Raw genomic sequence first — 23,355 nt, forward strand, 5'->3', positions numbered from 1 at the left:
GGCCGGCAGCCGACGGCGCGACTGTCCTGTCGATGCAACTCCTCATGCGGATGGGATGGGAAGACAAGGCAATCCTTCAGGCCGCCAGCGAATAGCCCAGGTCGCGCAGCGGCAGCCGGCGCACACGCTCGCCGGTGGCGGCGAAGATCGCGTTGCCGAGCGCCGGCGCCAGCGCCGGGAAAGCGGGCTCGCCCATGCCGGTTGGCGGATTGTCCGACTGGATAAAATAGGCATCGATCGTCATCGGTGCGAACGGCATGCGCAGGATCGGATAGGCGTTGTAGTTCTGCTCCCGGATACGGCCATTCTCGATGTTGATCTTGAGCCCCATCGCGGTCGAGAGAGCGTCGGTGGACGCGCCTTGCGCCTGGGCTTCGGAGCCCGCCATGTCGATGATCGGGCCGACATCGAGCACAACCACGATACGGTTTATCCTGATACGCTTGTCGGTATCGACGCTAAGCTCGACGGCCTGCGCGACATGGCCGGCATGCGAATAGCACCAGGCAAGTCCGAGCCCGCTGCGCTTGGCGAACGTCTTTCCCCAGCCAGCTTTCTGCGCGCACATCCTGATGACGTCGGTCGCCCGCCTGGGGCTGAAATTGACGCTCTGGTCCTTGGGCGCCAGTTCGGGCACGTCGCGGTTGACCGCGTCGAGCAGGAACTCGACATGGTCGCGCCCCGAGGCAAGCGACAATTCGTGCATGAAGCTCTGCGCGGCGAAGACCTGCGCATTGTCGCCCGGCGCGCGCCAGGCGCCGGTCGGGATTTTTAGGGGAAACATCGTCTTTGCGCGGCGCAGGTTGGGCGCCTTGATGGAATATCTGAGATTGTCGGTCAGGCTGGCGCCCGAGGCCTCTTTCTTGCCGTCGGCGGTGAAGGTGATGAAGTGCTCGCGCCAGGCGTCGAGCCTGCCGCCGTTGTCGATCGCGCCCTTGAACTGGTGGTAGCCGGCGGGCCGGTAGAAGTCGTGGGCGAAATCGTCCTCGCGGGTCCATTGCAGCTTGACCGGCGCGTTGACCTTCAGCGCGATCGCCGCCGCCTCGCAGGCATAGTCGTTGACCAGCCGCCGCCCGAAACCGCCGCCGACGCGGGTCTGGTGCATGACGACCTTTTCAGGCGGAATGCCGGCAACCTTGCCGATCAGCGGCAGGCCACGATCCGGCTGCTGGGTCGGCATCCACAGTTCCATGATGCCGTCATGCCAGTGCGCCGTGGTGTTCATCGGCTCCAGCGGCACATGGGCGGCGAAGGGATATTCGTAATAGGCCTCGACGGTCTTGGCGGCATTGGCGAAGGACTTGTCCACGTCGCCGACATTGTCGTCGGTCTTCTGCGGGAAATTGTTCGCGAGCCTTTGCGCATCGGCCGAGAAGCGCGAGGAGGAGTCGTTCGACGCTCCGCTGAGGTCCCAGTCGACCTCGAGCTTGTCCTTGGCCTGGAAGGCGCTCCAGGTGTCCCTGGCGACGATGGCGACGCCCGGCATCACCTCGACCGCCAGGCCCGTGCCCTCGACCGCGAAGGCGTCGAGCACGCCGGGTTGACGCTTGACCTCGTCGACGTTGAAGGATCTCACCTTGCCGCCTGCCGCCGGGCATTTGGCATAGGTGGCATAGACCATGCCGGGACGCTGGACATCGATGCCGAACAGCGGCTTGCCGGTGACCACCTTGGGGTCATCGACGCCGCGAAAGCGCTTGCCTATCAGCCGGTACTCGGCGCGGGTCTTCAGCTTCAGGCCCTTCGGATCGGGCACCGGCATTTTCGCCGCCGCTGCCGCCAACGAGCCATAGGTTGCGGACCGGCCGCTGGCGGCGTGCGTCAGCATCGAGGCCTGCGCCGTGATCTGCGAGGCGTCCACGCTCCATGCCTGAGCCGCGGCGGCAACCAGCATCGCCTTGGCACCCGCACCGGCCTGGCGCAACTGGTTCCAGGCGCGCGGGATCGAGGTCGAACCGCCCGCGCCCTGGCTGCCATAAACCTTGGGATTGATGTCCGCCTGCTCCATGACGACATGGTTCCAATCGGCGTCGAGTTCGTCGGCGATGATCACGCCGAACGACGTCTTGATGCCCTGGCCGATTTCCGGGCATTTCGAATAGATGGTGACCGTGTTGTCCGGCGCGATGCGGATGAAAGCATTCATCGCCTGGTCCTTGGCGGCCGCTGCGTCGCCGTCGACCGCTCCGGCCGCGAATGCCACGTCGCCGATATGGAAGCCCAGCACCAGTCCCGCGACACTTGCCCCGGTCAGCTTGAAGAAGGTGCGCCGCCCCATCGTCATTGCCGCCTTGGCGGCGCTGACCGAATGGATCTCGTCGAGCAGGGCAGAGAGATAGGCGTCGGACTGGGCGAAATGCGTTTCAGCCATTGGGAGCCTCTTTCGATTGCTGCGCCGCCTGCTCTTTGAGCACGGCCACGTCCTTGGCCGTCAGATGCGCGCCCTTGGCGCCGAAGCGGGCGGTGACGTAATTGGCGACGGCAGCGATGTCGTCGTCGGAATAGCCCTCGCCGAAGGCCGGCATGAAGATCCTGCCGTCGGCGGTCTTGCGGCTGACGCCGTTGATCACGGTCTGCGCGACATTGGTGGCGCTGGGATCGTTCACCGCGCGCACGCCGGTCAGCGTGGCAAAGCCGGTCACCGGGCTGACGCCGGTCCAGTCGTGGCATGAGGCGCAGGCGCCGGCGAAGATCTTTTCGCCGCGCGCATTGGCGTCGGCCACCACGCCTTCCTTATAGGAGGCCGGTGCTGCCGTGGTGACGGTGCGGGGCAGGTCGCTGGCATGGGCCGGAATGCTGCGCAGATAGGCGACTAACGCATGCGTATCGTCCGGCACCAGATAGCTCAGGCTGTCGTCGGCGGCCTCGCCCATCGGGCCTGCGGCGCCGCCATGGCCATTGGCATGGCCGGTGGAGAGATAGGCATAGAGGTCGTCGTCGCTCCAGTCGCCGATGCCGGAATTCTTGTCGCCGGTGATGTTGTAAGCGCGCCAGCCGGCGGTCAGCGCGCCCGAGAACTTGCCGTGATTGTCGAGCCCGTAGGCGAGGTTGCGCGGCGTGTGGCATTCGCCGCAATGGCCCATCGCCTCGGCGAGATAGGCGCCCCGGTTCCATTGCGGGCTCTGGCCGGTGTTGGGGCGGAAGCGCCGGTCGGGATTGAACGCCACGTTCCAGAGCGCGATCAGGCCACGCTGGTTGAAGGGCCACGACAGCTGGTTCGGCTTCGCCGGCGCGTTCACCGGCGCCAGCGTGAACAGATACGCCTTGATGGCGAGAGCGTCGGCATCCGTCATCAAGGCGTAGGAGGCATAGGGCATGGCAGGGTAAAGTTTTTCGCCGTCGGCGCGAACGCCCCGATGCACCGCCGCCAAAAACTGGGAGTCGCTGTAATTGCCGATGCCGGTTTGCTTGTCCGGCGTGATGTTGGTGGAATAGATGGTGCCGAACGGCATGTTGAAAGCGAAGCCGCCGGCGAAGGGCGCGCCGCCCGGCGCGGTGTGACAGGCCTGGCAGTCGGCGGCATGGGTGAGATACGCGCCGCGCTTTACCAGATCGGCGCTGGCAAGCTCGGCCGGAACGCCGGTGACGGTGGCGTCATGATAATCCGCCAGGGCCACGGTCGAGCCGCCGGCAAACGCAAGCGGGTTGCGGCCAAGGACAAGCCAGCCGGCGAAGCCAAGCCCGGCGACGACAATGATCGCGATGAGGATGCCGACGGCTCGCTTCATGGGTCAGGCCGATTTGGCGGCGGCGTTCTTGATGGCGCTGCGGATGCGGATATAGGTCCCGCAGCGGCACAGATTGCCGGCCATCGCCGCATCGATGTCGGCGTCGTCGGGTTGCGGGTTTGCATCGAGCAGCGCCGTCGCCGACATGATCTGGCCGGCCTGGCAATAGCCGCATTGCGGCACCGCGGCTTCCATCCAGGCCTGCTGAACCTTGGCGCCGTTGGGCGTACTGCCGATCCCCTCGATGGTGACGACGGCGCGGGTGCCGACGTCACCGACGGAGAGCTGGCACGACCGCACCGGCTTGCCGCCGACATGCACCGTGCAGACGCCGCACTGCGCGACACCGCAGCCATATTTGGTGCCGACCAGATTGAGATGGTCGCGCAGCACCCATAGAAGCGGCATGTCTTCCGGCACATCGACGTCGCGCGATTGTCCGTTGATTGTAAGAGTGAGCACCGCACCCTCCCTGATCGGAATGAAGTCCACGCAACGGCGGAACGTCTTTGCCAAAAGGGTAGGGGACCGGAGCCCGGCAGGTAGGGATCCGCCGGATCACATTTAAGGCATCGCCGGCCCAGCTGGTCCGGGCAAAAGAGTGTCTATCGGGAAGTTAGAGGCGGCGGCTTCGACGGCCGCACGGCTGACGTTGAAACCTGCCGGAGCCGTTCGATGCGCGATCCTGAGCCAGCAAACCGGCCGCTCAGCTGCTCCGCGTCGCGACGAATGTCGCGGCGGCTTTCAGCAATTCCGCCTGCTCGCCATAGGGCTCGAGCAACGCATGCGCTTGGTCGATAAGGCCGTGGAGCTGGCCGCGCGCCCAGTCGGCTCCGTGCAGCGCGGCAAGCGTCGCCTTGCCGGCGGCGGCGTCCTTATTCGTCGCCTTGCCCATCTGCTTTGCGTCGGCGGTCAGGTCGAGCAGGTCGTCGGCGAGCTGGAAGGCAAGGCCGATCGCCGAGCCGAACTCGGCCAGCCTCTCGCGGTCGGCTGGAGGCGCGCCGGCGACGATCGCGCCGGCCTCGCAGGCGAAGCGGATCAGCGCGCCGGTCTTCATCGCCTGCAGCGTGATGATGCCCGCCTCGTCCGGCCGTTCGCGCTCGGCTTCGAGGTCCAGCATTTGGCCGCCGACCATGCCGCCGGCGCCGGCCGCGCGGGCAAGTGCGAGAACGAGGGTGCCGCGACGCTCGGCCGACAGCGCGGTCGCTTCGTCGGCGATGATATCGAAGGCCAAAGTCAGCAGCGCGTCGCCGGCGAGGATCGCGGTCGCCTCGTCGAAGGCCTTGTGCACCGTCGGCTGGCCGCGCCGCAGGTCGTCGTCGTCCATGGCCGGCAGGTCATCATGGATCAGCGAATAGCAATGCACGCATTCCAGCGCCGCCGCGACACGGAGTGCGGCCTCGTTCTCGGTCGAAAACAGCGCGGCGCTTTCCAGGACCAGAAAAGGCCGCAGCCGCTTGCCGCCGTTGAGCACGCCGTGGCGCATCGCCGCCATCAGGCGCTCAGGCCGCGCGATCTCACTGGTGAGCGGACGCGCGTCGAGGATCCGCCGCAGTTCGGTCTCGACTGCGGCGGCACGCATGAAAAGCGCGGATTCGAAGGCGATCTGGGCGTCTTTGCTCATGGCCGGGAGCGGTAGCCGACACTCAGACATTGCGCAAGCAGGCTCGCGCCTTTATGCCGGAGGAGGCGAGGCACGGGTGGGGCGGCTTGACGGAACCGATCGTCGAATATGAAAGCGAAGGGCTGGACATGGCGCGACGTCGGCGCCTGAACCGCGCCGGTCTCAAGCGGCTTGGCCGGCGTTGCCTGGTCGTCGCCATCGTTTTGGCGGCCATCCCGGTCGTGCTCACCTTCCTTTACCTGCCGCCCTTCGTGCATCCGGTCTCGACGCTGATGCTGAAGGATCTCGTGACTTTTTCCGGCTACGACCGGCGCTGGGTGTCGATCGACGACGTGGCGCCGGTGCTGGCGCATTCGGTGATCATGTCGGAGGACGGGCAGTTCTGCTTCCACCGCGGCGTCGATCTCGGCGAATTGCGCGGCGTGGTCGACGACGCGCTGGCTGGCGAGGCGACGCGCGGAGCCTCCACCATCACCATGCAGACGGTGAAGAACCTTTTCCTGTGGTCGCGGCCATTGGGCAGCGTGCGCAAGGTCGTCGAGCTGCCGCTGGCCGTCTATTTCGATGCGGTGATGTCGAAGCGGCGGATCATGGAAATCTATCTCAACATCGCCGAATGGGGGCCGGGCATCTACGGCATCGAGGCAGCCGCCCAACACCATTTCGGCGTCTCGGCCAAGCAGTTGTCGCGAAGGCAGGCGGCGCTGCTTGCCGTCAGCCTGCCCAACCCGATCGCGCGCAATCCCGCCAAGCCGGGGCCGGGCCTGCGGCGGCTGGCCTCGCTGATCGAGCGGCGCGCGAGCAGGTCGGGTGCGTATGTGGGCTGCCTGGATTAGAGCGTGATCCCGAAAAGTGGGAATCGGTTTTCGGAAAAGATCACGCTCCCAACGAAGACTTGGATCATGACGGCGTTTCAACGAAACGGCGTCCCGATCCAAGCGAAGCGCCGCCGGCTCAAAAAAATTCGCGGCCAGCGCTGGCCAAAACGGCGCAAGGCGTGTATAGGCACCCGACTTTCTCAGATTATGGCCTCGATGCGGCCCTTTCGCGAGGGTTGCCGGGGCATTTTGACCATGTAGTGGAGCATATCCATGGCCGTTCCAAAAAGAAAAACCTCTCCGTCGAAGCGCGGCATGCGCCGCTCGGCCGACGCGCTCAAGGCCCCGACCTATGTCGAGGACAAGAATTCCGGCGAAATGCGCCGCCCGCACCATATCGACCTGAAGACCGGCATGTATCGCGGCCGCCAGGTTCTGGAGCCGAAGGAAAGCTGAGAAGCTTCCAAGGTTCATGACGTTTCAAAAGACCGGCCTTTGGCCGGTCTTTTTGTTTTGGCGACCTCATGGGCGCGGCGGCCGACCCGAAATCGGCACGACCTGACTTCGCGCCTGCGCGGCTCTGAGCCATCCCCTGTCTATTTCAAGCGCTAAGGGTCGTTCGCGCGTGAGATGATGGCGCGATGTCAGCCGAACAACCGGCTGACATCGTTATTTCATTAGGTCTTAGAGCGTGTTCGCCGCCGCCAGCGAAAACCCTTGACGGCGCGCTTGCCGCGGATTTTACAAAAGGGGTGCCCCCATTGGAGTCGCCCAGATGTTCGGTGCCATCCCGCTGCTGATCGTGCCCTTCGTCCTCTACAATCTCGGCCTGCTCGGATTGTTCGGCGGTGGCGACGATCCGTGGATGACCGAGATGTTCTCCTTCCGCATGATGTCGGGCGGCGTGTTCTCGATCACGCTCGGCGACCTGATGGTGCTGATCGGGCTGATCTTCCTGTTCATCGAGATCTCGAAATCGGTGCGCACGACCAATGCCTCGATCCTGGACCATCTTTTATCGACGCTGGTCTTCATCGCCTTCCTGGTCGAATTCCTGCTGGTGAAGGGCGCGGCGCACTCCGTCTTCTTCACGCTGATGATCATCGCCCTGTTCGACGTGCTGGCCGGCTTCTCGGTGTCGATGCGGTCGGCGAGCCGGGATATCAATTTGAACTAGGGATACAGCGCGGAAGCATGACTTCGTGATTGGCGGAACACGTTGATCGGATCGTCATTCTATGGTCTGCGCCGCGTCGCTTCGCTCCTGCTTCACCCTGGAATGACGAACCTCTTCGCCGCGTCTCAACCTGCCGCAGCCTCAGCCTTCCGCGCGACGACTGCCTCGTAGGCAGCGCGCAGCTGCTGGCGCACGGTGGGCGTGCCCGGCGGCGCCTTCGAAGGCATGCCCAGATGCTCGTGGCGCAGTTCGTCCATGAATCGCTCCCATAGCGGCGGGCCGCCTTTTTCGAGCAGCTCGGCGCGGATCGACAATTCTTCCGTAACCGGCAGCCAGACGCGTCCCCAGGCGCCGAGCTGCGCCATGATCGGCACCAGCGTGATCGCCATCTCGGTCAGGCTGTAGATCGCCTTCTGCTTGTGACTGGGGTCGTCGGCCTTGGTCAGAAGCCCGAGCTGCATAAGCCGCTTCAGCCGGTCGGCCAGGATGTTGGAGGCGATGCCTTCGATCGAGCCGTTGAGCAACTCGCGGAAATGGCGTTTTCCGCCGAAGATCATGTCGCGCAGGATGATCAGGCTCCACCGGTCGCCGAACACTTCGAGCGACAGATTGATCGGGCAGCCGGACCGACGGTCGATGCTCATGGCAGTCTCCAGAAAAACCAGTTGCATTATGATATCGGTTTCATTATCGTGCAACTGATTGCAAAATGCAATCGGATTGGAGGAGCAGATGACCACCGCAGCGCAGCGCCCCGACATCGTTTCGGAGACCTTCGGCAGTTCGAAGGATCCGACGATCCTTTTGATCATGGGCGCCATGGCCTCGATGTCGTGGTGGCCCGAAGCCTTCTGCCGGCAACTTGCCGGGCGCGGCCGCTTCGTCATCCGCTACGACAACCGCGATACCGGCCTGTCGACCAAATATCCGCCGGGCGCGCCGCCTTATACGTTCGAGGACATGGTGGACGATGCCATGCGCGTGCTCGACGACCATGGCATCGCCAGGGCGCATGTCGCCGGCATGTCGATGGGCGGCATGCTCGCGCAGAGCGTCGCGCTGAAATATCCCGAACGCGTCGGCGCGCTCACTGTGATCTCTTCTTCGCCGCTCGGCGTCGACACATCCGGCCTGCCCGGGACGACCGAAGCCTATAAGGAACATTCGGCCCAAGGCGCCGATATCGACTGGTCGAACAGGGACCAGGTGCTCGACTTCATGGTCAAGGACGCCCGCGCGATTGCCAGCACGCGCCATCCGTTCGACGAGGAACGGACGCGCGCAATGATCGAGGCGGACTACGACCGCTCCGGCGGTCTCGCCAGCGCGACCAACCATTTCCTGCTCAAGGGCGGCGGCCCGCAGCGGACGGTGCGGGATCTTCGCGCGCCGCTGCTCGTCATCCACGGCAGCGCCGACCCGCTCTTCCCGATCGAGCATGGCGAAGCGCTGGCCAAGGCCGTTCCCGGCGCAAGACTGGTCAAGGTCGAAGGCGGCGGCCATGAATTGCACCGCAACGACTGGCCTCAAATCGTCGAAGCCATCGCCGCTCACGGGCAGCGCTGACAAGAAGCCGCCTTGACTCAAGCCGCCCGGGACAATAGTGAAGTAATCACTTCAGTATTGTCCAATGGCCGAACGCGAAAAGAGAGCCGGAATGTCCCTGACGCTGCATTTCCACCCGCTGGCCTCGTTCTGCTGGAAGCCGCTGATCGCGTTCTACGAGAACGGCACGCCTTTCGAACCGGTGATTGTCGACATCGGCGACGAGGCCTCCCGCGCCGCCTTCCTCAAGGTGTCGCCGACCGGCAAGATGCCGGCGCTGCGTGACGATGCGCGGGGCCGCACGGTGCTGGAATCGACCATCGTCATCGAATATCTCGCCGCGCATTATCCGGGGCCGGTCGAGCTCGTTCCCGCCACAATCGATCTCGCCCTGCAGGTCCGCCAGGCCGACCGCTTCTACGATTTCTACGTGCAGCATCCGATGCAGAAGATCGTCGGCGACAGGCTGCGGCCAAAGGACAAGACCGATCCGTTCGGCGTCGAGGAGTGCCGGGCGCAGCTGCGCAATTCCTACGCCATCGTCGAAGAGGACATGCAGGGCAAGACCTGGGCGGTGGGCGTGACCTTCACGATGGCCGACTGCGCCGCGTCGCCGGCGCTGTTCTATGCCAACAAGGTCGAGCCGTTCGGCGACAAGTTTCCGGCGGTGAAGCGCTACCACGACCGGCTGCTCGCGCGTCCGTCCTTCGCCCGCGTCATCGAGGAAGCGCAGCCCTATTTCAAGTTCTTCCCCTACAACAACGGCTAGAGCCGGATGATTTCAGGTCGAATCGACCTGAAATCTGAATCCGTCTCTAAATCAAAGAGATAGAGCATGATGTCGTCCGAAAACCGCTTCACACTTTTCGGCATCATGCTCTAGAGCGCGATGCTGCACGATACCGTCCAGCTCGATCTGATGTTCCAGGCGCTCGCCGATCCGGCGCGGCGGCAGATGGTGGATCGGCTGTCGCGCGGGCCGGCGTCGGTCAGCCAGCTGGCGGAACCGCTGGCGATGTCATTGTCGGCCGTCGTCCAGCATCTCAACGTGCTCGAGGCGAGCGGCCTGGTGAGAACCGAAAAGCTTGGCCGGGTCCGCACCTGCCGGATCGAACCGCAGGCGCTTCGGGCCGCCGAGCGCTGGATCAACGAGCGGCGGCTCACCTGGGAGCGCCGGCTCGACCGCCTCGGCGATTTCCTCGCTGAAACCAAGGATGAAACCTGAAGGGTCCCGTCATGAGCGAACGATCCGTCGTCCATTCCACCTTCGTCATCGAACGCGTCTACCCGGCGGCGCCCGAGAAGGTCTATTTCGCGCTGAGCGATCCGGCCGCCAAGAAACGCTGGTTCGTCGATCCCGACAACCCCATGCCCAGCCGGCATGAGATGGATTTTCGCGTCGGCGGCAAGGAGGTGAATGCCGGCTGTCCAAGCGATGGGCAGATGCATTTCTACAACGCGGTCTATCAGGATATCGTGCCCAACCGGCGCATCGTCTACAGCTATGAGCTCTTGTTCGGCGAAACCCGGGTCTCGGTTTCGCTCGCGACGATCGAGCTTATCCCCGAAGGCAAGGGTACGCGGCTTATCCTGACGGAGCAGGGCGCCTTCTTCGACGGCATCGATACGCCGGCCACCCGCGAGCATGGCACCGGCGAACTGCTCGATACGCTCGGCGCTGCCCTGCAGGTGGCGGCTTGAGGCCTCCAGCCAAAGCGCATTGCGCTTTGGATCTTTGTCTGATGCATGCCGTTGCCTCAGAACCGCTGCACACTTCCGAGCGACATGCATTGATGGTCAGGACTATTCCCCCGGCGCCGTTTCCCAGAATTGGTCGAGCCAGATGTTGAGCCTGAGGAAGCCGGCGCTGCTGACGGCATAGACGCGCCTCGTGCCTTCGGCCTTGGCGTTGACCAGGCCGGCGTCGAGCAGGACCTTCAGATGTTGGGAGACCGCAGGGCGTGAGACGGGCAACCCGGCCGCCAATTCGTTCACCGTCTTCGGGCCGCGCCGGAGTTCTTCCAAAAGATAGCGCCGGTTGGGATCGGCTATCGCCACGAAGGCGTCAGAAAACATCATGCCTTTATTTGTGAGGCAAAGTCTTGCGAATCTCAACTATTGGTTTCAACCTTTCTGCGCGGATCGAGCCGCGTGGCCTCGGGCGTGACCGCGCGGTCCGCGGGCTGCGTCTTGAAGGCATCGCGGTTTTCGATCGGCACCGGCGCGCGGGCGCGGATGCGCAGCAGCGTGTAGCCGGCAAGGCTGAGATGCGCGAGCGCGGTTGCCAGGAAAAGTCCCTCCGGACGCACCGAGCCCATCAAGGCCGCGGCCAAAAGCGGGCCGATCATCGTGCCGAAGCCGTAGAGCAGGAGCAGGCCGCCGGAAACCTTGACGAAGTCCTCGGAGCGGGCGTGGTCGTTGGCATGCGCGACAGCGATCGAATAGAGCGTATAGGCGAAAGCGCCATAGGCTGCGGTCATCACGATGATGAAGACGCCCGAACGCGGCGCGATCAGGAAAATCAGCACCGCGACCAAGGCCGCGCCGAAGGCCGCGCCGGCCAGCACGAAGCGGCGATCGGTCGTATCCGACAGGCGCCCGGCCGGTAGCTGCATGGCGGCGCCGGAAATGACCACCAGGCTCATCATCAGCGCGATCTCGGCGGTCGATATGCCGACACGCGCGCCATAGACGGCGCCCAGCGTGCCCCAGGCGCCGTTGGCGATGCCGATCAGGAGGCAGGCCACCGCCGACACCGGCGAGTTGGCGTAGAGGCCTTTGACGTCGAGCTTGACGTCCTGCAGGGGCTTGGGATGCGACTGCGTCGACACGGCCGTCGGAATGAGCGACAGGCAAAACAGGATGCCGGTGATCATGAACAGCGAGGCCGACCGCACATCGCCGCCGGCGACGATCATCTGGCCGCCCATGATCGAAGCATAGGTGACCATCATATAGAGGCCGAAGACGGTGCCGCGGTTCTCGTTGGTGGCCTTCTCGTTCAGCCAGCTCTCGATCACCATGAAGGCGCCGGCCATGGTGAAGCCGGTGAAGGCACGCAAAAGGATCCAGACATATTCGTCGATGATGAGGCCGGTGAGCAGCGCGATGATCGCGCCCGACGCGGCGAAGGCGCCGAAAGCCCTGACATGGCCGGCGCGGCGCACGAGACGCGGCGCGAAGAAGCAGCCGGCGACGAAGCCGCCCGCCCAGGCCGTGCCCATCAGGCCGAGCGATGCGGTCGAAAAACCCTCCACCTGGCCGCGCAGCGGCAAGAGCAGGCCGTGCAGGCCGGACGCGGCGAGCAGGAACGCCGTGCCGCGCAGCAGCGAGAGGATCGGTCTGTAGGTTGCAAACATCGCTTGATCCGGGTTCGAGACGCAGGGTCTGAAGACAGATGTATTCGGGCTTTTCGGCGGCGAGCGAGCACGCCGAACAATTTATCCGCGGCGGAACAGCGACTCGGCGGCGGATTTGGTGGCGCCCTTGGCGGTGCGCTCGGCTTCCAGCCTGGCGATCTCGTCGCGCAGCAATGCGATGCGCTCGGACAATTCGTCCACGGACAGCAGCGACAGGTCCTGGCCAATCTCGTGCGGGCGCGGCTTCTTCCTGGGTTCGTCGTCGAAGATCGCCATCCGTCGCTCCTCCCTTACTTGGCCATTTGCCTGATTTGACAATCAGCATACATAGAGCAATTCCAGGAAAAGTGCGTAGCGGTTTTCCGTCCGGAATTGCGTAAGAACAAAGAGTTGGAGCGGTTCGGCGTCTCTTTCGGACGTCAAAACGTTCCAAGCAGGGGTCCGATGCAAACGGCCGACGACAGATCGACATAAGGAGACGGCAAGCCATGGCAAACGGGCAGAAGATTCCGGCAAATATGACGGCCATCGCGATCTCGCAACCGGGCGGGCCAAAGGTGCTCAAGCCGGAAACGCGCGACGTGCCGGTGCCCGGCCCCGGCGAAGTGCTGATCCGTGTGCACGCGGCCGGGGTCAACCGGCCGGACGTGCAACAGCGCAAGGGCGCCTATCCACCGCCGCCCGGCGCCTCGGACCTGCCCGGCCTCGAGGTGGCCGGCGAAATCGCGGCACTCGGCGACGAGATATCGCGCTGGCGCATCGGCGACCGGGTCTGCGCGCTGACGCCGGGCGGCGGCTATGCCGAATATGTCAAGGTCCATGCCGGCAGCGTGCTGCCGATCCCGGCCGGCTTCACCTATTCGGAAGCCGCCGCCGTGCCGGAGAACTATTTCACCGTCTGGCACAATGTGTTCGAGCGCGGCGGCCTGAAGAAGGGCGAGACGCTGCTCGTCCATGGCGGCTCGTCCGGCATCGGCACCACCGCCATCCAGCTCGCCTCGGCATTCGGCGCCACTGTGATCACCACCGCCGGCAGCAAGGAGAAATGCGACGCCTGCCTCAAGCTCGGCGCCGCCCGGGCCATCAACTACCGCGAGGAGGATTTCGTCGCCGCGGTGAAGGACGCGACCGACAGGAAGGGCGCCGACGTCATCCTCGACATGGTCGGCGGCGACTATGTCGCGCGTAACTACGAGGCGGCGGCCGTCGAGGGGCGCATCGTCCAGATCGCGGTGCAGGCCGGCGCCGTCGCAAGCACCAATTTCGCAACGCTTATGGTCAAGCGCCTGACCCACACCGGCTCGACACTTCGCCCGCGCACCGTCGAATTCAAGGCGGCGCTTGCCGCCGCGCTGGAGGCCCAGGTGTGGCCGCTGCTCGGCACGCGCAAGGTTGCCCCCGTGATGGACATGATCTTTCCGCTGACCGAAGCCTGGCGGGCGCATGAACGGATGGAAGAGGGCGAGCATATAGGCAAGATCGTCCTCGACGTCGGCTAGGATGGGCCGATATTCAGGCGAGGCCGGCCTGCGAACAAGCTTCCTGTGCTTCCGGTGCTCACGTACTAAAGTACGCTCCGCTCCGGTTCTCGGAAGCCATTGTTCTCGGCTCGGCCTGACCTGAATATCGGCCCATCCTGGTTCCGCGCCCTCCCTTAGCGACAAGCTGAACGAAGCCTTAATGCTGCAATGCACAAAACGCATTGCGGCCATGCAAAAGCGTCCGTTCAATTTGTGGGCAGGAGTGCCTATTTACGCGTCATCAAACGATTTGACCAAACGACTGGAGAAACCAAAATGAACCCGATCAGTGCTTTCCGTAAGTGGCGCATGTACAACGAGACCGTGCGTGAATTGAACAAGCTCAATGCCCGTCAGCTGAGCGACCTCGGCATCAACCGTGCCGACATCGAGCGTATCGCCCGTCAGGCGGTGTAATCAGACGCAGCCCGACCGCAAGGCCGGGCTGCGACATGCAAGCCAGAGCCGTCGAGACGCTTGCTTTGTTTCCGGTTCCAAGCCCGCTGGACCTCGTCCAGCGGGTTTTGTCTTTCCAGGGCTGTGAATCGGGCCCTTCCCAAAAACATTGCGAAAATTGGAGGGAGCGTTTATACAGGCCGCGAATTTCCCATTTTGGTGGCTCTAAAACCACCGCCCGCGCGGGAACGCGGGCGAACGAGAAGGATTTTTGATATGGCCAATTCGCTGCTGATGCCCAAGGCGACCGCCGTCTGGCTGGTCGACAACACCGCGCTCTCCTTCGAGCAGATCGCGCAGTTCTGCGGATTGCATCCGCTCGAGGTCAAGGCGATCGCCGACGGCGAGTCGGCGCAAGGCATCAAGGGCATGGACCCGATCATCACCGGCCAGCTGACGCGCGACGAGATCGCGCGCGGCGAGAAGGACGTCAACTACCGGCTGAAGCTGTCGGAGCCTAAGGTGCGGGTGCCTGAATCGAAACGCAAGGGCCCGCGCTACACGCCGCTGTCGAAGCGCCAGGACCGGCCGAACGCCATCCTGTGGCTGGTGCGCAACCACCCGGAACTCAAGGACGCGCAGATCTCGCGTCTTGTCGGCACCACCAAGTCGACGATCGAGCAGATCCGCGAGCGCAAGCACTGGAATTCGGCCAACCTGCAGCCGATGGATCCGGTGACGCTCGGCCTTACCTCGCAGATCGACCTCGACCTCGAAGTCAACCGCGCCTCGCGCGGCCGCGAGCCGGCGCAGCCCGTCGGCGACACGCTGCTGCCCGCGGCGCTCACCGAACGGCTGGTGCCCGCGCCCGAGAAGCCGAAGGACGAAGACCAGGAGCTGGACGCCAACGCCGTCTTCGCCAAGCTCTCGGCGCTCAAGTCGAAGAACGAGGATGCGGACGACGAGTAGTCGTCGCGCCGCGGTTGCTGCACGCTTTTTGAGCGGCGGCATGCACGAACCCAACAAAAAAGCCCGCTTCGAGCGGGCTTTTCTGTTGGACAATGGCTTGGGAGGAAGTCACGTCCGCGCGGCGCGGTCGGGCGCCATGCCGTAATCCTCTGAGCGCTCGACGGCGCGGTAGAAATCGGCGAGCTGCTTGCCGCGCTCCGGCTTGAAGATACGGCCGGCGATGACGACCGAGGCGATGCGGTCGATGCGGAAAGCGCGGAAATCGTCGCGCATCTCGCACCATGCGACCAGGGTCCAGACCTTGCCCCAGAACCACAGGCCGAGCGGTCTGATGTCGCGCGCGGTGCCGCGGCCGGCCTCGTCGGAATAGTCGATGGTCAGCACCTGGCGTTTCTCGACGGCGCGCTCGATCAAGTCGATGGCCTCGCGCGCGGCGTCGCTCACCACCCACATCGGCGTGTGGATCTCGGTACGGGCGATGCGGTCCTTCTCGGCATCGGGCAGCACCGCGCCGATCTTGACCAGCGCCTCGTCGGCGGCCCTCGCCATTGCCGCGCCGCCAAAAGCGCGCACCATGCGGGCGCCGGCCACCAGCGCCACGATCTCGTCACGCGTGAACATCAGCGGCGGAAGGTCGAAACCCTCCCTCATCATGTAGCCGACGCCCGCTTCGCCGTCGATCGGCACGCCGGTCGACTGCAGGTCGGCTATGTCGCGGTAAATGGTACGCTCGGAAACCTCGAGCCACGTGCCGAGCTTCTGCGCGGTGACCAGCCGGCCACCCCGCAAATGCTGCACGATCTGGAAAAGCCTGTCGGCGCGGCGCATCGATTTCTCCCCCGGGGTTTATGGCTTCAGCCCTTCGCGCTTGCGCTGCGCGGCAACGAATTTCGCTCCGAAGGACAATCTGCCCGTGGTCGGCGTCCCAGCATCCAGCACACGCCAGAAGGGCGCGACGTCGCCCGGCGCCATCCCGTGCTCGAGATCCTCATGAGCGGCTTCGGCAACGGTGCGCAGATGATAGCCGATCGTCACCGGGCATGTCACTTCGGCGCCGTGCTCGATCGCCAGAGCGGTACGCAACGCACGAACATCCATTTCGACCCCTTCAGGAATCGAGCGGATGAAGTCGTCGACCTGGCGCGCGGTTGGCACCAGCATCGACTGGCCCTCGACGACATCGCCGACCGTGCGCGGCGACGGCTTGATGCCGTTGATGCCTGGCGTGTTCAGCCTGTCGTTCCAGCTTTTCACCATACGGATCGTCGGTTCGTGTTCGTTGCTGTCAGGATCGAAGCCGCACCAACTACCGCATGCCTCCTGACAACATCCTGTCAGGAGGCTGCGGCGAAGCTACCGGCAAACAAAGGCTTCTTCCCTGAACGCAACATCACTGGCTGCCATTACATCTGGGCGCGGTGCGGCGACAATCCAAGTCGCGGCGGCAAAATTTCAGTTTTCGCGCACGCGGCCCGTGTAAAGGTCCGGCCAGCCAATGTCCTTGCGGATGTCCGCCGGCAAGGTGTTCAGGGAACGCTGGGTACGGATCTCGTTGCGCACGGTGCGGATCCTGCCGACATAGTGCTGCACGCTGCGCAGAATGGTAAAACCGTTCATGACCTCACTCCTCTCTTTTCGATGAGGAGAGTATCTCACACCCCTCCTGACAGCAGTCTGTCAGGAGGTTGACAGGGTGCCGAAGAACGCGGTGCCGCGGCCCTCGCAGGGTTCAAATGAAGCCGGTTCTGTCAGGAATGGTCCGCACGAAGGGTGCCTTAAGAACGGCTTTGACAGGCATCGGCATTGCTGGTCAAAGGCGGCATGACGAAACTGCTCGCCCTTGTCATCTGCGGCATCATGCTGATCCAGGTCATCAAGCCGCTGGGATGGCCGGGGCTGAAGCGGCGCGGCGATTTCTGGAAGCTGGCGCTGCTGGCCATGGCCGCGATCTCGCTTGCGGCGGTGCTTGGGCACTGGGCGTAGGTCTGTCCATATTCAGGTGAGGACGGCCTGCGAGTGGCGTCTCCTGACCTGAAGCTCAACTTACCTTGCTCGCTTCACCACCCAGCACGAAATCCAGCAGATGCTCCGCCCAGGCGCGATAGCCTGCTTCGGAAGCGTGGAATCCGTCGGAGGCGAAACCGGCCTCGGGATCGGTGATCGGCAGGCGCGCAGCGGCAATGGCGCCGCGCTCGTTGCAGAGCCGCGCGCCCATCCGGTTCATTTCCGTGGCGCGGATCTCGAGAATCCTGCCGAGCAATGGCGGCATTGCCGGCGAGCGGGTGAATTCCAGCACCGGCGACCACACGACACGCGCTTCCGGCCATTTGGCGCGCAGCGCGTAGAGCAGGCCGCCGAACTCCTTCTTGAAGCGCGGCACGGAGTGGAAGTTCTTGGTGTCGTTGGTGCCGATGGCAAGCACGATATGGGTCCAATGATCGGCCGACAGGTTGGGCAGGACATAATCGCGGATCTGGCCGGATGTCGCCGAATTGAAGCCGGCGGCGCGCCAGCGCACGGCGCTGCCGGTGCGTTCGGCGATCAGGCCGGCAAGCTGTGCGGCAAGCCCGTATTCGGATTGCTCGATCCCGACTGACGCTGCCGAGGAGTCGCCCAGGACCAGCAAGGCGACGGGCGGCGCCTTGCCTGGTATCTCGTGCAGGACCGGGCCTCGCGCGGGCAGCATGCGCGTGGTGCGCCGGCGCACGCCGAGGCCCTGCCAGACATAGACCGGGAAAGCGAGCCAGGTGAGAAGGGCAAGCAGGCGCTGCATGGCGGTTCCGTTGGCGTGACCCGCAAGCCATTAGCGCATGTTTGGGCTGACGTGAACGATGCCGTTCACGCGCAGCAGTCCGGCCGGTCCTTGTCCTGGTATTCGTCGTGCAGGCGTACCCAGTCCATCAGGTTGTGATACGGACCGGCCTCGTCGCGGCCCTTGGGCGTCATGTCGAGATAATGATAGGCCCCGATCAGCGCGTCGCCGCCGCGGGCCCGCGACAGGAAGGTGAGGAAGATGTCGCCATTGCCGTCGCGATAAAAGACGCTGGTGCCCGGCAGGTCTTTCGACCGCAACGGACGCTTCTCGAAATTGTAGGTGGTTTCGCCCGCCGCGATCTGCCTGTCGGTGAAGGAGACCTGCAGGTCGAAGTTGAAATCGGACGCGTAGGACGACACCCAGTCGAACCTCCAGCCCATGCGTCGCTTGTAAGGCAGGATTTCCGCGAGCGGCGCGCGCGAGACAACGACCAGCGAGACGTCATGATGCTTCAGATGCTGGTTGGCGCCGTCGATATGGTCGGCGAGGAACGAGCAGCCCTGGCAACGGTGATCGCAACCCGGCGTCATCATGAAATGGTAGACGATCAGCTGGCTGTTGCCGGCGAACAGGTCGCCTAGGCGCGTCGGTCCCGCTTCGCTTTCAAAGACATAATCCTTGCGCAGCTTGAACCAGGGCAGTTGCCGCCGCTCCGCGGCGACAGCGGCGCGGAACCGCGTCAGTTCCTTCTCGCGTTCCAGATGCTTGCGATGCGCCTCGAACCAGTCCTCGCGCGAAACCACGGCATTGCGATGCATGACCATCTCCTGTCCTCTCCTGCCAAGGACGTTCGACATGGGCGCGATCCGACATCGCCGCCGCCGTTTCGCTGCATCAGGTAGGAACGATGCCCGTAAAAAGCAAAAGCCCGGGCTATACCCGGGCTCTCGCTGTTTATTGGAAGGGATGGCGTCACGCGGCCTTTTCCAGCGCCGGCTGCCATTTCCCAAGCGCCGCCAGATGGTTCATGTACGCGCGGTGGATGAAGGCGGCCTGGCCGGCGGCAACGTTCGAGGCCTTGCCGCTCCACGCCTTCTGCGGCGCGGCCTGGAGCGCGCGGCCATAGGAGAAGGTCAGCTTCCACGGATGTGGCCCGATGGCGTTGATGGCGTTGAGGTTGGCGGTCGCCTCCTCGTCCTCCTGGCCGCCGGAGAGGAAGGCGATGCCCGGCACCGCCGCCGGCACCACTTCGCGGAACAGCTTGATCGTCTTCTCGGCGATTTCCTCCGGGCTGTCGGCCTTGCCCGATTTCTTGCCCGAGATGACCATATTGGGCTTCAGGATCGAGCCTTCCAGCACGACGCGCGCCGCATAGAGCTCGTCATAGAGCTTGACCAGCGTCGCCTTGGAGACGTCGTAGCAGGTGTCGATCGAGTGGGCGCCGTCCATCAGCACTTCCGGCTCGACGATCGGCACGATGCCGGCCTCCTGGCAGAGCGCGGCATAGCGGGCCAGCGCATGGGTGTTCGAGGCGATCGAATTGGCCGAGGGCACGCCTTTGCCGGTGTCGATATCGATCACCGCGCGCCATTTGGCGAAGCGGGCGCCGAGCTTGTAATAGTCGGCGAGCCGCTCGCGCAGCCCATCGAGGCCCTCGGTTATGGTGTCGCCGGCAAAGCCGGCCAGCGGCTTGGCGCCGAGGTCGACCTTGATGCCCGGGATGGCGCCTGCCGCCTTGATGATATCGACCAGCGGGGTGCCGTCGGCAGCCTTCTGGCGGATGGTCTCGTCATAGAGGATGACGCCGGAGATGTACTTCGTCATCGCCTCCTTGGCGCGGAACATCATCTCGCGGTAGTCGCGCCGGTTGTCGGCGGTCGATTCGACGCCGATGACGTCGAAGCGCTTCTTGATGGTGCCGGAGCTTTCATCGGCGGCCAAAAGGCCTTTGCCATCGGCCACGATCTCGGCGGCGATATCTTCGAGACGTTCGCTCATGGGTGCTCTCCTACGCTGCGTTTGTTCCGCGCTAGCAGAAGACTACCGCCAAAGGAATGACGCCGGAAAGCTAGAATCGATTGAAAGCCGCGCGGGCTTTGCCTGGTCTCTGACTGTTTACCGCTTCAACACCTCGACGCCGGGCAGCGGCTTGCCTTCCATCCACTCGAGGAAGGCGCCGCCGGCGGTCGAGACATAGGTGAAGTCGTCGGCGACGCCGGCATGGTTGAGTGCCGCCACCGTGTCGCCGCCGCCGGCGACCGACACAAGCTTGCCCGCCTTGGTGCGGGCTGCCGCATGCTTTGCCGCCGCCACCGTGGCGCGGTCGAAGGGCTCGATCTCGAAAGCGCCGAGCGGGCCGTTCCAGACCAGCGTGGCGGCGCGGTCGATCCAGTCGTTGACGCTCTGCACGGTCTTTGCGCCGACATCGAGGATCATGCCGTCGGCCGGCACGTCCGAGATGGCGACGGTCTCGCTGGACGCGCCCGCCTTGAATTCCTTGGCCACGACGCCGTCGGCGGGCAGGATGATGGCGCAGCCGGCTTCCGCCGCCTCGATCATGATCTGCTTGGCGGTGCCGGCAAGGTCATGCTCGCAGAGCGACTTGCCGACGTCGGTGCCGCGCGCGGCCAGGAACGTGTTGGCCATGCCTCCGCCGATCACCAGCGCGTCGACCTTCTTCACGAGGTTCATCAACAGGTCGATCTTGGTCGAAACCTTGGCGCCGCCGACGATGGCCACGACCGGCCGTGCCGGATCGCCGAGGCCCTTTTCCAGTGCGTCGAGCTCGGCTTGCATGGTGCGGCCGGCATAGGCCGGCAAATGGCGCGCCAGGCCTTCGGTCGAGGCATGCGCGCGGTGCGCGGCGGAAAAGGCGTCGTTGACATAGATGTCGCCATTGGCGGCGAGCTTTTCGGTGAAGGCCGGTTCGTTCTTCTCCTCGGCCTTGTAGAAGCGGGTGTTTTCGAACAGCAGGACGTCGCCGTTCTTCATCGCCGCGACTGCATCCGCCGCCTTGTCGCCGACGCAGTCGGCGGCAAAGCCGACCGGACGGCCGAGAACCTCAGCCGTGGCCCTGGCGATCGGCTCGAGCGAGAATTCGGCCGATGGGCCGTCCTTGGGGCGGCCGAAATGCGCAAGCAGGATGACCTTGGCGCCCTTTTTCGAGAGCTCGGCGATGGTCGGCGCTATGCGCTCGATGCGGGTGACGTCGGTCACCTTGCCGTCGGCCACGGGAACGTTGAGGTCGACGCGCACAAGCACGCGCTTGCCGCTGACGGCGCCGATATCGTCGAGTGTCTTGAAGCCGGCCATGGTCGTTCCTTTTTAGCGAAAACGCGGCGACCTTACCCGGCGCGAAGGACGATGCAAGGGTCGCGTCGATGGCGCGCGCGCAAAAATGATGTCGGCTTGAGACATCAGCCTTCGCCGGTTGCCTTCTGGCTGTCCGGTCCGGGCGCCCCGGTGCCGATCGGCACGTCGTCGACCGCCTGCTTTTCGGCCGGCCTGCGCCAGTTGCGGACGAGCGCGGCGATGCGGTCGCCGATCTCGCCGGCGCTCATGAACACTGGCACGCGCGCGACCGGCGCGGTCGGCTCGAAAGACAGGCCAAGGCCGGCGATCCGGCCTTTCTCATCGACATCGCGCACGATCAGCTCGATTGGGCCGATCACCACGCGGTCGGCATATTCGGGATGACCGCCGAGCCGCTCCGATACCAGCGCGGCGACGGTGAGCTTCTGTTCCGCTTCGGTCAGGCCTGGTCCGTAGGCGGCTTCCAGCTCCGCGGCGGGGCGGGCAGGATCGACGGCAAAGGCGCCGAAGAAGTCGGCATCCTCGGGGTCGACCACGGCGCGGCTGGCAAAAAGCTTGTCGAGCAGGCGCGGGTAGCGGTCCGGCACGAAGATGTAGACCTGATCGCCGGCGGCGAGCCGGCCCATGTCCTGGAAGCGCATCGAGCGCCCGTCGCGCAGCACCAGCGAGGGCCTTGCCCAGCGCGGGATGCGCTCGCCCCGCGCCACCGGGCTGCCGGGCACGACGCGGTAGGCGAGCAGCTCATGATGGGCCGAGCCCGGCAATTCGAGCTCCACCTTGTCCAGCGGCCCGAGACGGGCCGGCACGATCAGGCCGAGACGCCGCGCCAGCGGACCGACCGTCCAGCCCTGCACCACCAGCGACACGAGCACGATGATGAAGGCGGCGTTGAAGATCAGGCGGCCATGCTCGAGGCCGCCGAGCAGCGGCGTGATGGCGAGCAGGATCGAGACCGCGCCGCGCAGGCCGACCCAGGAGACGAAGGCGACCTCGGGGCGCGGCAGCCGGAACGGGATCAGGCAGAGCCAGACGGCCAAGGGCCGCGCCACGAAGATCAGGAACAGGCCGAGCAGGATCGCCGGCACCAGGATCGCCGGGAACTGCGAGGGCGTGGCGAACAGGCCGAGGATCAGGAACATGATGATCTGCGCCAGCCACGACATGCCGTCCTGGAAACGCTTCAGGATGGTGACCGCGCGGATATCGGAATTGCCGGCGATCAGCCCGGCAAGGTAGACGGCGAGGAAGCCCGAGCCGCCGATGGCGCCGGCCGCCGCGAACACCATCAGCGACAGCGTCAGCACGAAGATCGGCAGCAGGCCGTGATCGAGGTTCAGCCGCTCGACAAGACGCACGATGCCGAAGCCGCCGAGCACGCCGATGACGGCGCCGAGCCCCATATTGGCGAGGAAGCCGAGCAAAAGATTGGTGGCCAGCACATTGGCTTCCGGGTTGGCATGCGCGGCGATGATCTCGACCAAGGTGATGGTGAGGAAGATGGCGATCGGGTCGTTGGTGCCGGATTCCACCTCGAGCGTGGCGCGCACGCGCTCGCGCAGATGGATTTCGCCGGCGCGCAGCAGGAAGAAGACGGCGGCCGCGTCGGTGGAGGCGACGGCGGCGCCGAGCAAAGAGGATTCCAGCCAACTGAGTTTGAGAACATAGGAAGCGGCGGCGCTGAAGATGGCTGTGGTCAGGATAACGCCGATCGTGGCCAGCGACAGCGCGGGCCCGGCTGCTTGCCTGAGCGCGTTGAGCGGCGTGCCGAAACCGGAATCGAACAGGATGATCGCCAAAGCCAGTGAGCCGGCAAAATAAGCCAGCCGCGCATTGTCGAATTCGATGCCGAGGCCGTCGACGCCGGTGGCGAGGCCGATGCAGAGGAAGAGCAGCAGCAAGGGAGCGCCGAAGCGGAAGGCGATCAGGCTCGAAAACGCTGCGGCGACAATGAGCGCCGTGCCGACCAGCGTCACGAGATAGATCGCATGCTCCATCCGCTATTGCCCCTCCAAATCCCTCTATCTGTCGCTTTAACAGAGAGTGGGGCGAAGACATGACCGGTGCAAGGCAACGGCGTGGTTTTTGGCTCAGCCGGCCAATAAAAAACGCCCGGCCGAGGCCGGGAGTTTCAAACTGCGGAGCAAGGCTACGA

General features: G+C 64.6%; 27 protein-coding genes. 11 read left to right on the forward strand and 16 right to left on the reverse strand.

The window, feature by feature from the left end; genetic code table 11:
- Positions 1-76: 76 nt before the first annotated feature.
- The 4 genes from FJ430_RS06830 to FJ430_RS06845 form a co-directional block, all read right to left on the reverse strand.
- The gene (locus FJ430_RS06830; protein WP_140704651.1) at positions 77-2,371 is read right to left on the reverse strand and encodes a xanthine dehydrogenase family protein molybdopterin-binding subunit; all 2,295 of its coding nucleotides are present in this window, start codon (positions 2,369-2,371) and stop codon (positions 77-79) included.
- The gene (locus tag FJ430_RS06835; protein ID WP_140704654.1) at positions 2,364-3,728 is read right to left on the reverse strand and encodes a c-type cytochrome; all 1,365 of its coding nucleotides are present in this window, start codon (positions 3,726-3,728) and stop codon (positions 2,364-2,366) included. Before FJ430_RS06835 ends, FJ430_RS06830 begins: the two co-directional genes overlap by 8 nt.
- Positions 3,729-3,731: 3 nt before the next feature.
- Positions 3,732-4,136: a (2Fe-2S)-binding protein gene (locus FJ430_RS06840; RefSeq protein ID WP_413467865.1), complete on the reverse strand. Its 405-nt coding sequence runs from the start codon at positions 4,134-4,136 to the stop codon at positions 3,732-3,734.
- 298 nt (positions 4,137-4,434) lie between these two features.
- Positions 4,435-5,352, reverse strand: a complete 918-nt coding sequence (locus tag FJ430_RS06845) for a polyprenyl synthetase family protein (RefSeq protein WP_140704656.1) — start codon at positions 5,350-5,352, stop codon at positions 4,435-4,437.
- Positions 5,353-5,480: 128 nt separating this feature from the next.
- Between FJ430_RS06845 and FJ430_RS06850 the strand changes: the two genes are divergently transcribed.
- From FJ430_RS06850 to FJ430_RS06860, 3 genes are all read left to right on the forward strand, one after another.
- Positions 5,481-6,188 (forward strand): transglycosylase domain-containing protein, encoded by a 708-nt coding sequence (locus FJ430_RS06850; RefSeq protein ID WP_181175322.1) that lies wholly within the window; start codon positions 5,481-5,483, stop codon positions 6,186-6,188.
- Positions 6,189-6,443: 255 nt separating this feature from the next.
- Positions 6,444-6,626 carry a 50S ribosomal protein L32 gene (rpmF, locus tag FJ430_RS06855; RefSeq protein WP_006203806.1) on the forward strand — a complete coding sequence of 61 codons (183 nt, stop codon included), beginning with the start codon at positions 6,444-6,446 and terminating at the stop codon, positions 6,624-6,626.
- Positions 6,627-6,945: 319 nt separating this feature from the next.
- Entirely contained in the window at positions 6,946-7,347 is a 402-nt protein-coding gene (locus FJ430_RS06860; protein WP_140704659.1) for a hypothetical protein, read from the forward strand.
- A 125-nt stretch (positions 7,348-7,472) separates the two neighbouring features.
- On the opposite strand, the gene FJ430_RS06865 is transcribed toward FJ430_RS06860, so the two are convergent.
- Positions 7,473-7,991, reverse strand: a complete 519-nt coding sequence (locus FJ430_RS06865; protein ID WP_140704661.1) for a winged helix-turn-helix transcriptional regulator — start codon at positions 7,989-7,991, stop codon at positions 7,473-7,475.
- 88 nt (positions 7,992-8,079) lie between these two features.
- Here FJ430_RS06865 and FJ430_RS06870 point away from each other — a divergent pair, with 88 nt between their 5' ends.
- The 4 genes from FJ430_RS06870 (at position 8,080) to FJ430_RS06885 (ending at position 10,593) form a co-directional block, all read left to right on the forward strand.
- Entirely contained in the window at positions 8,080-8,913 is an 834-nt protein-coding gene (locus tag FJ430_RS06870; protein WP_140704663.1) for an alpha/beta fold hydrolase, read from the forward strand.
- A gap of 91 nt (positions 8,914-9,004) precedes the next feature.
- Positions 9,005-9,661 (forward strand): glutathione S-transferase family protein, encoded by a 657-nt coding sequence (locus FJ430_RS06875; RefSeq protein ID WP_140704665.1) that lies wholly within the window; start codon positions 9,005-9,007, stop codon positions 9,659-9,661.
- A gap of 120 nt (positions 9,662-9,781) precedes the next feature.
- Complete coding sequence (locus FJ430_RS06880; protein ID WP_140704667.1) at positions 9,782-10,117, forward strand: ArsR/SmtB family transcription factor; 336 nt, start codon at positions 9,782-9,784, stop codon at positions 10,115-10,117.
- An 11-nt stretch (positions 10,118-10,128) separates the two neighbouring features.
- Entirely contained in the window at positions 10,129-10,593 is a 465-nt protein-coding gene (locus FJ430_RS06885; protein WP_140704669.1) for an SRPBCC family protein, read from the forward strand.
- 102 nt (positions 10,594-10,695) lie between these two features.
- Here the strand turns inward: FJ430_RS06885 and FJ430_RS06890 are convergent, their stop codons facing one another.
- From FJ430_RS06890 to FJ430_RS06900, 3 genes are all read right to left on the reverse strand, one after another.
- A complete protein-coding gene (locus tag FJ430_RS06890; protein WP_040985209.1) occupies positions 10,696-10,971 on the reverse strand; it encodes an ArsR/SmtB family transcription factor in 276 nt (91 codons plus the stop codon).
- A gap of 32 nt (positions 10,972-11,003) precedes the next feature.
- Positions 11,004-12,251 carry an MFS transporter gene (locus FJ430_RS06895; RefSeq protein WP_140645783.1) on the reverse strand — a complete coding sequence of 416 codons (1,248 nt, stop codon included), beginning with the start codon at positions 12,249-12,251 and terminating at the stop codon, positions 11,004-11,006.
- A gap of 81 nt (positions 12,252-12,332) precedes the next feature.
- A complete protein-coding gene (locus tag FJ430_RS06900) occupies positions 12,333-12,527 on the reverse strand; it encodes a DUF1192 domain-containing protein (protein WP_140645782.1) in 195 nt (64 codons plus the stop codon).
- Between the two features lie 212 nt (positions 12,528-12,739).
- On the opposite strand from FJ430_RS06900, the gene FJ430_RS06905 reads away from it, so the two are divergent.
- The 3 genes from FJ430_RS06905 (at position 12,740) to FJ430_RS06915 (ending at position 15,136) form a co-directional block, all read left to right on the forward strand.
- Complete coding sequence (locus FJ430_RS06905) at positions 12,740-13,750, forward strand: NAD(P)H-quinone oxidoreductase (protein ID WP_140704671.1); 1,011 nt, start codon at positions 12,740-12,742, stop codon at positions 13,748-13,750.
- 297 nt (positions 13,751-14,047) lie between these two features.
- Positions 14,048-14,188: a DUF1127 domain-containing protein gene (locus FJ430_RS06910; protein WP_095767350.1), complete on the forward strand. Its 141-nt coding sequence runs from the start codon at positions 14,048-14,050 to the stop codon at positions 14,186-14,188.
- A gap of 255 nt (positions 14,189-14,443) precedes the next feature.
- The gene (locus FJ430_RS06915) at positions 14,444-15,136 is read left to right on the forward strand and encodes a DUF1013 domain-containing protein (RefSeq protein ID WP_140645780.1); all 693 of its coding nucleotides are present in this window, start codon (positions 14,444-14,446) and stop codon (positions 15,134-15,136) included.
- Positions 15,137-15,244: 108 nt separating this feature from the next.
- Here the strand turns inward: FJ430_RS06915 and FJ430_RS06920 are convergent, their stop codons facing one another.
- From FJ430_RS06920 to FJ430_RS06930, 3 genes are all read right to left on the reverse strand, one after another.
- Positions 15,245-15,964 (reverse strand): helix-turn-helix transcriptional regulator, encoded by a 720-nt coding sequence (locus FJ430_RS06920; RefSeq protein ID WP_091578656.1) that lies wholly within the window; start codon positions 15,962-15,964, stop codon positions 15,245-15,247.
- Between the two features lie 18 nt (positions 15,965-15,982).
- The gene (locus tag FJ430_RS06925; protein ID WP_181175308.1) at positions 15,983-16,393 is read right to left on the reverse strand and encodes a hypothetical protein; all 411 of its coding nucleotides are present in this window, start codon (positions 16,391-16,393) and stop codon (positions 15,983-15,985) included.
- Between the two features lie 195 nt (positions 16,394-16,588).
- Entirely contained in the window at positions 16,589-16,753 is a 165-nt protein-coding gene (locus FJ430_RS06930; protein WP_140704675.1) for a hypothetical protein, read from the reverse strand.
- 204 nt (positions 16,754-16,957) lie between these two features.
- Here FJ430_RS06930 and FJ430_RS06935 point away from each other — a divergent pair, with 204 nt between their 5' ends.
- Complete coding sequence (locus FJ430_RS06935) at positions 16,958-17,119, forward strand: hypothetical protein (RefSeq protein WP_108702902.1); 162 nt, start codon at positions 16,958-16,960, stop codon at positions 17,117-17,119.
- A 55-nt stretch (positions 17,120-17,174) separates the two neighbouring features.
- Here the strand turns inward: FJ430_RS06935 and FJ430_RS06940 are convergent, their stop codons facing one another.
- The 5 genes from FJ430_RS06940 to FJ430_RS06960 form a co-directional block, all read right to left on the reverse strand.
- Complete coding sequence (locus FJ430_RS06940) at positions 17,175-17,909, reverse strand: SGNH/GDSL hydrolase family protein (protein ID WP_140704677.1); 735 nt, start codon at positions 17,907-17,909, stop codon at positions 17,175-17,177.
- Positions 17,910-17,974: 65 nt separating this feature from the next.
- Complete coding sequence (locus FJ430_RS06945; RefSeq protein ID WP_140704679.1) at positions 17,975-18,709, reverse strand: DUF899 domain-containing protein; 735 nt, start codon at positions 18,707-18,709, stop codon at positions 17,975-17,977.
- Between the two features lie 154 nt (positions 18,710-18,863).
- Positions 18,864-19,889: a class I fructose-bisphosphate aldolase gene (locus tag FJ430_RS06950; RefSeq protein WP_140704681.1), complete on the reverse strand. Its 1,026-nt coding sequence runs from the start codon at positions 19,887-19,889 to the stop codon at positions 18,864-18,866.
- 117 nt (positions 19,890-20,006) lie between these two features.
- The gene (locus FJ430_RS06955) at positions 20,007-21,203 is read right to left on the reverse strand and encodes a phosphoglycerate kinase (protein WP_140704683.1); all 1,197 of its coding nucleotides are present in this window, start codon (positions 21,201-21,203) and stop codon (positions 20,007-20,009) included.
- 104 nt (positions 21,204-21,307) lie between these two features.
- On the reverse strand, positions 21,308-23,197 hold the full coding sequence (locus FJ430_RS06960) for a potassium/proton antiporter (RefSeq protein WP_140704685.1): 1,890 nt from the start codon (positions 23,195-23,197) through the stop codon (positions 21,308-21,310).
- Positions 23,198-23,355 lie beyond the last annotated feature (158 nt).

The sequence above is a fragment of the Mesorhizobium sp. B2-8-5 genome (assembly GCF_006440675.2).
GTDB lineage: Bacteria > Pseudomonadota > Alphaproteobacteria > Rhizobiales > Rhizobiaceae > Mesorhizobium.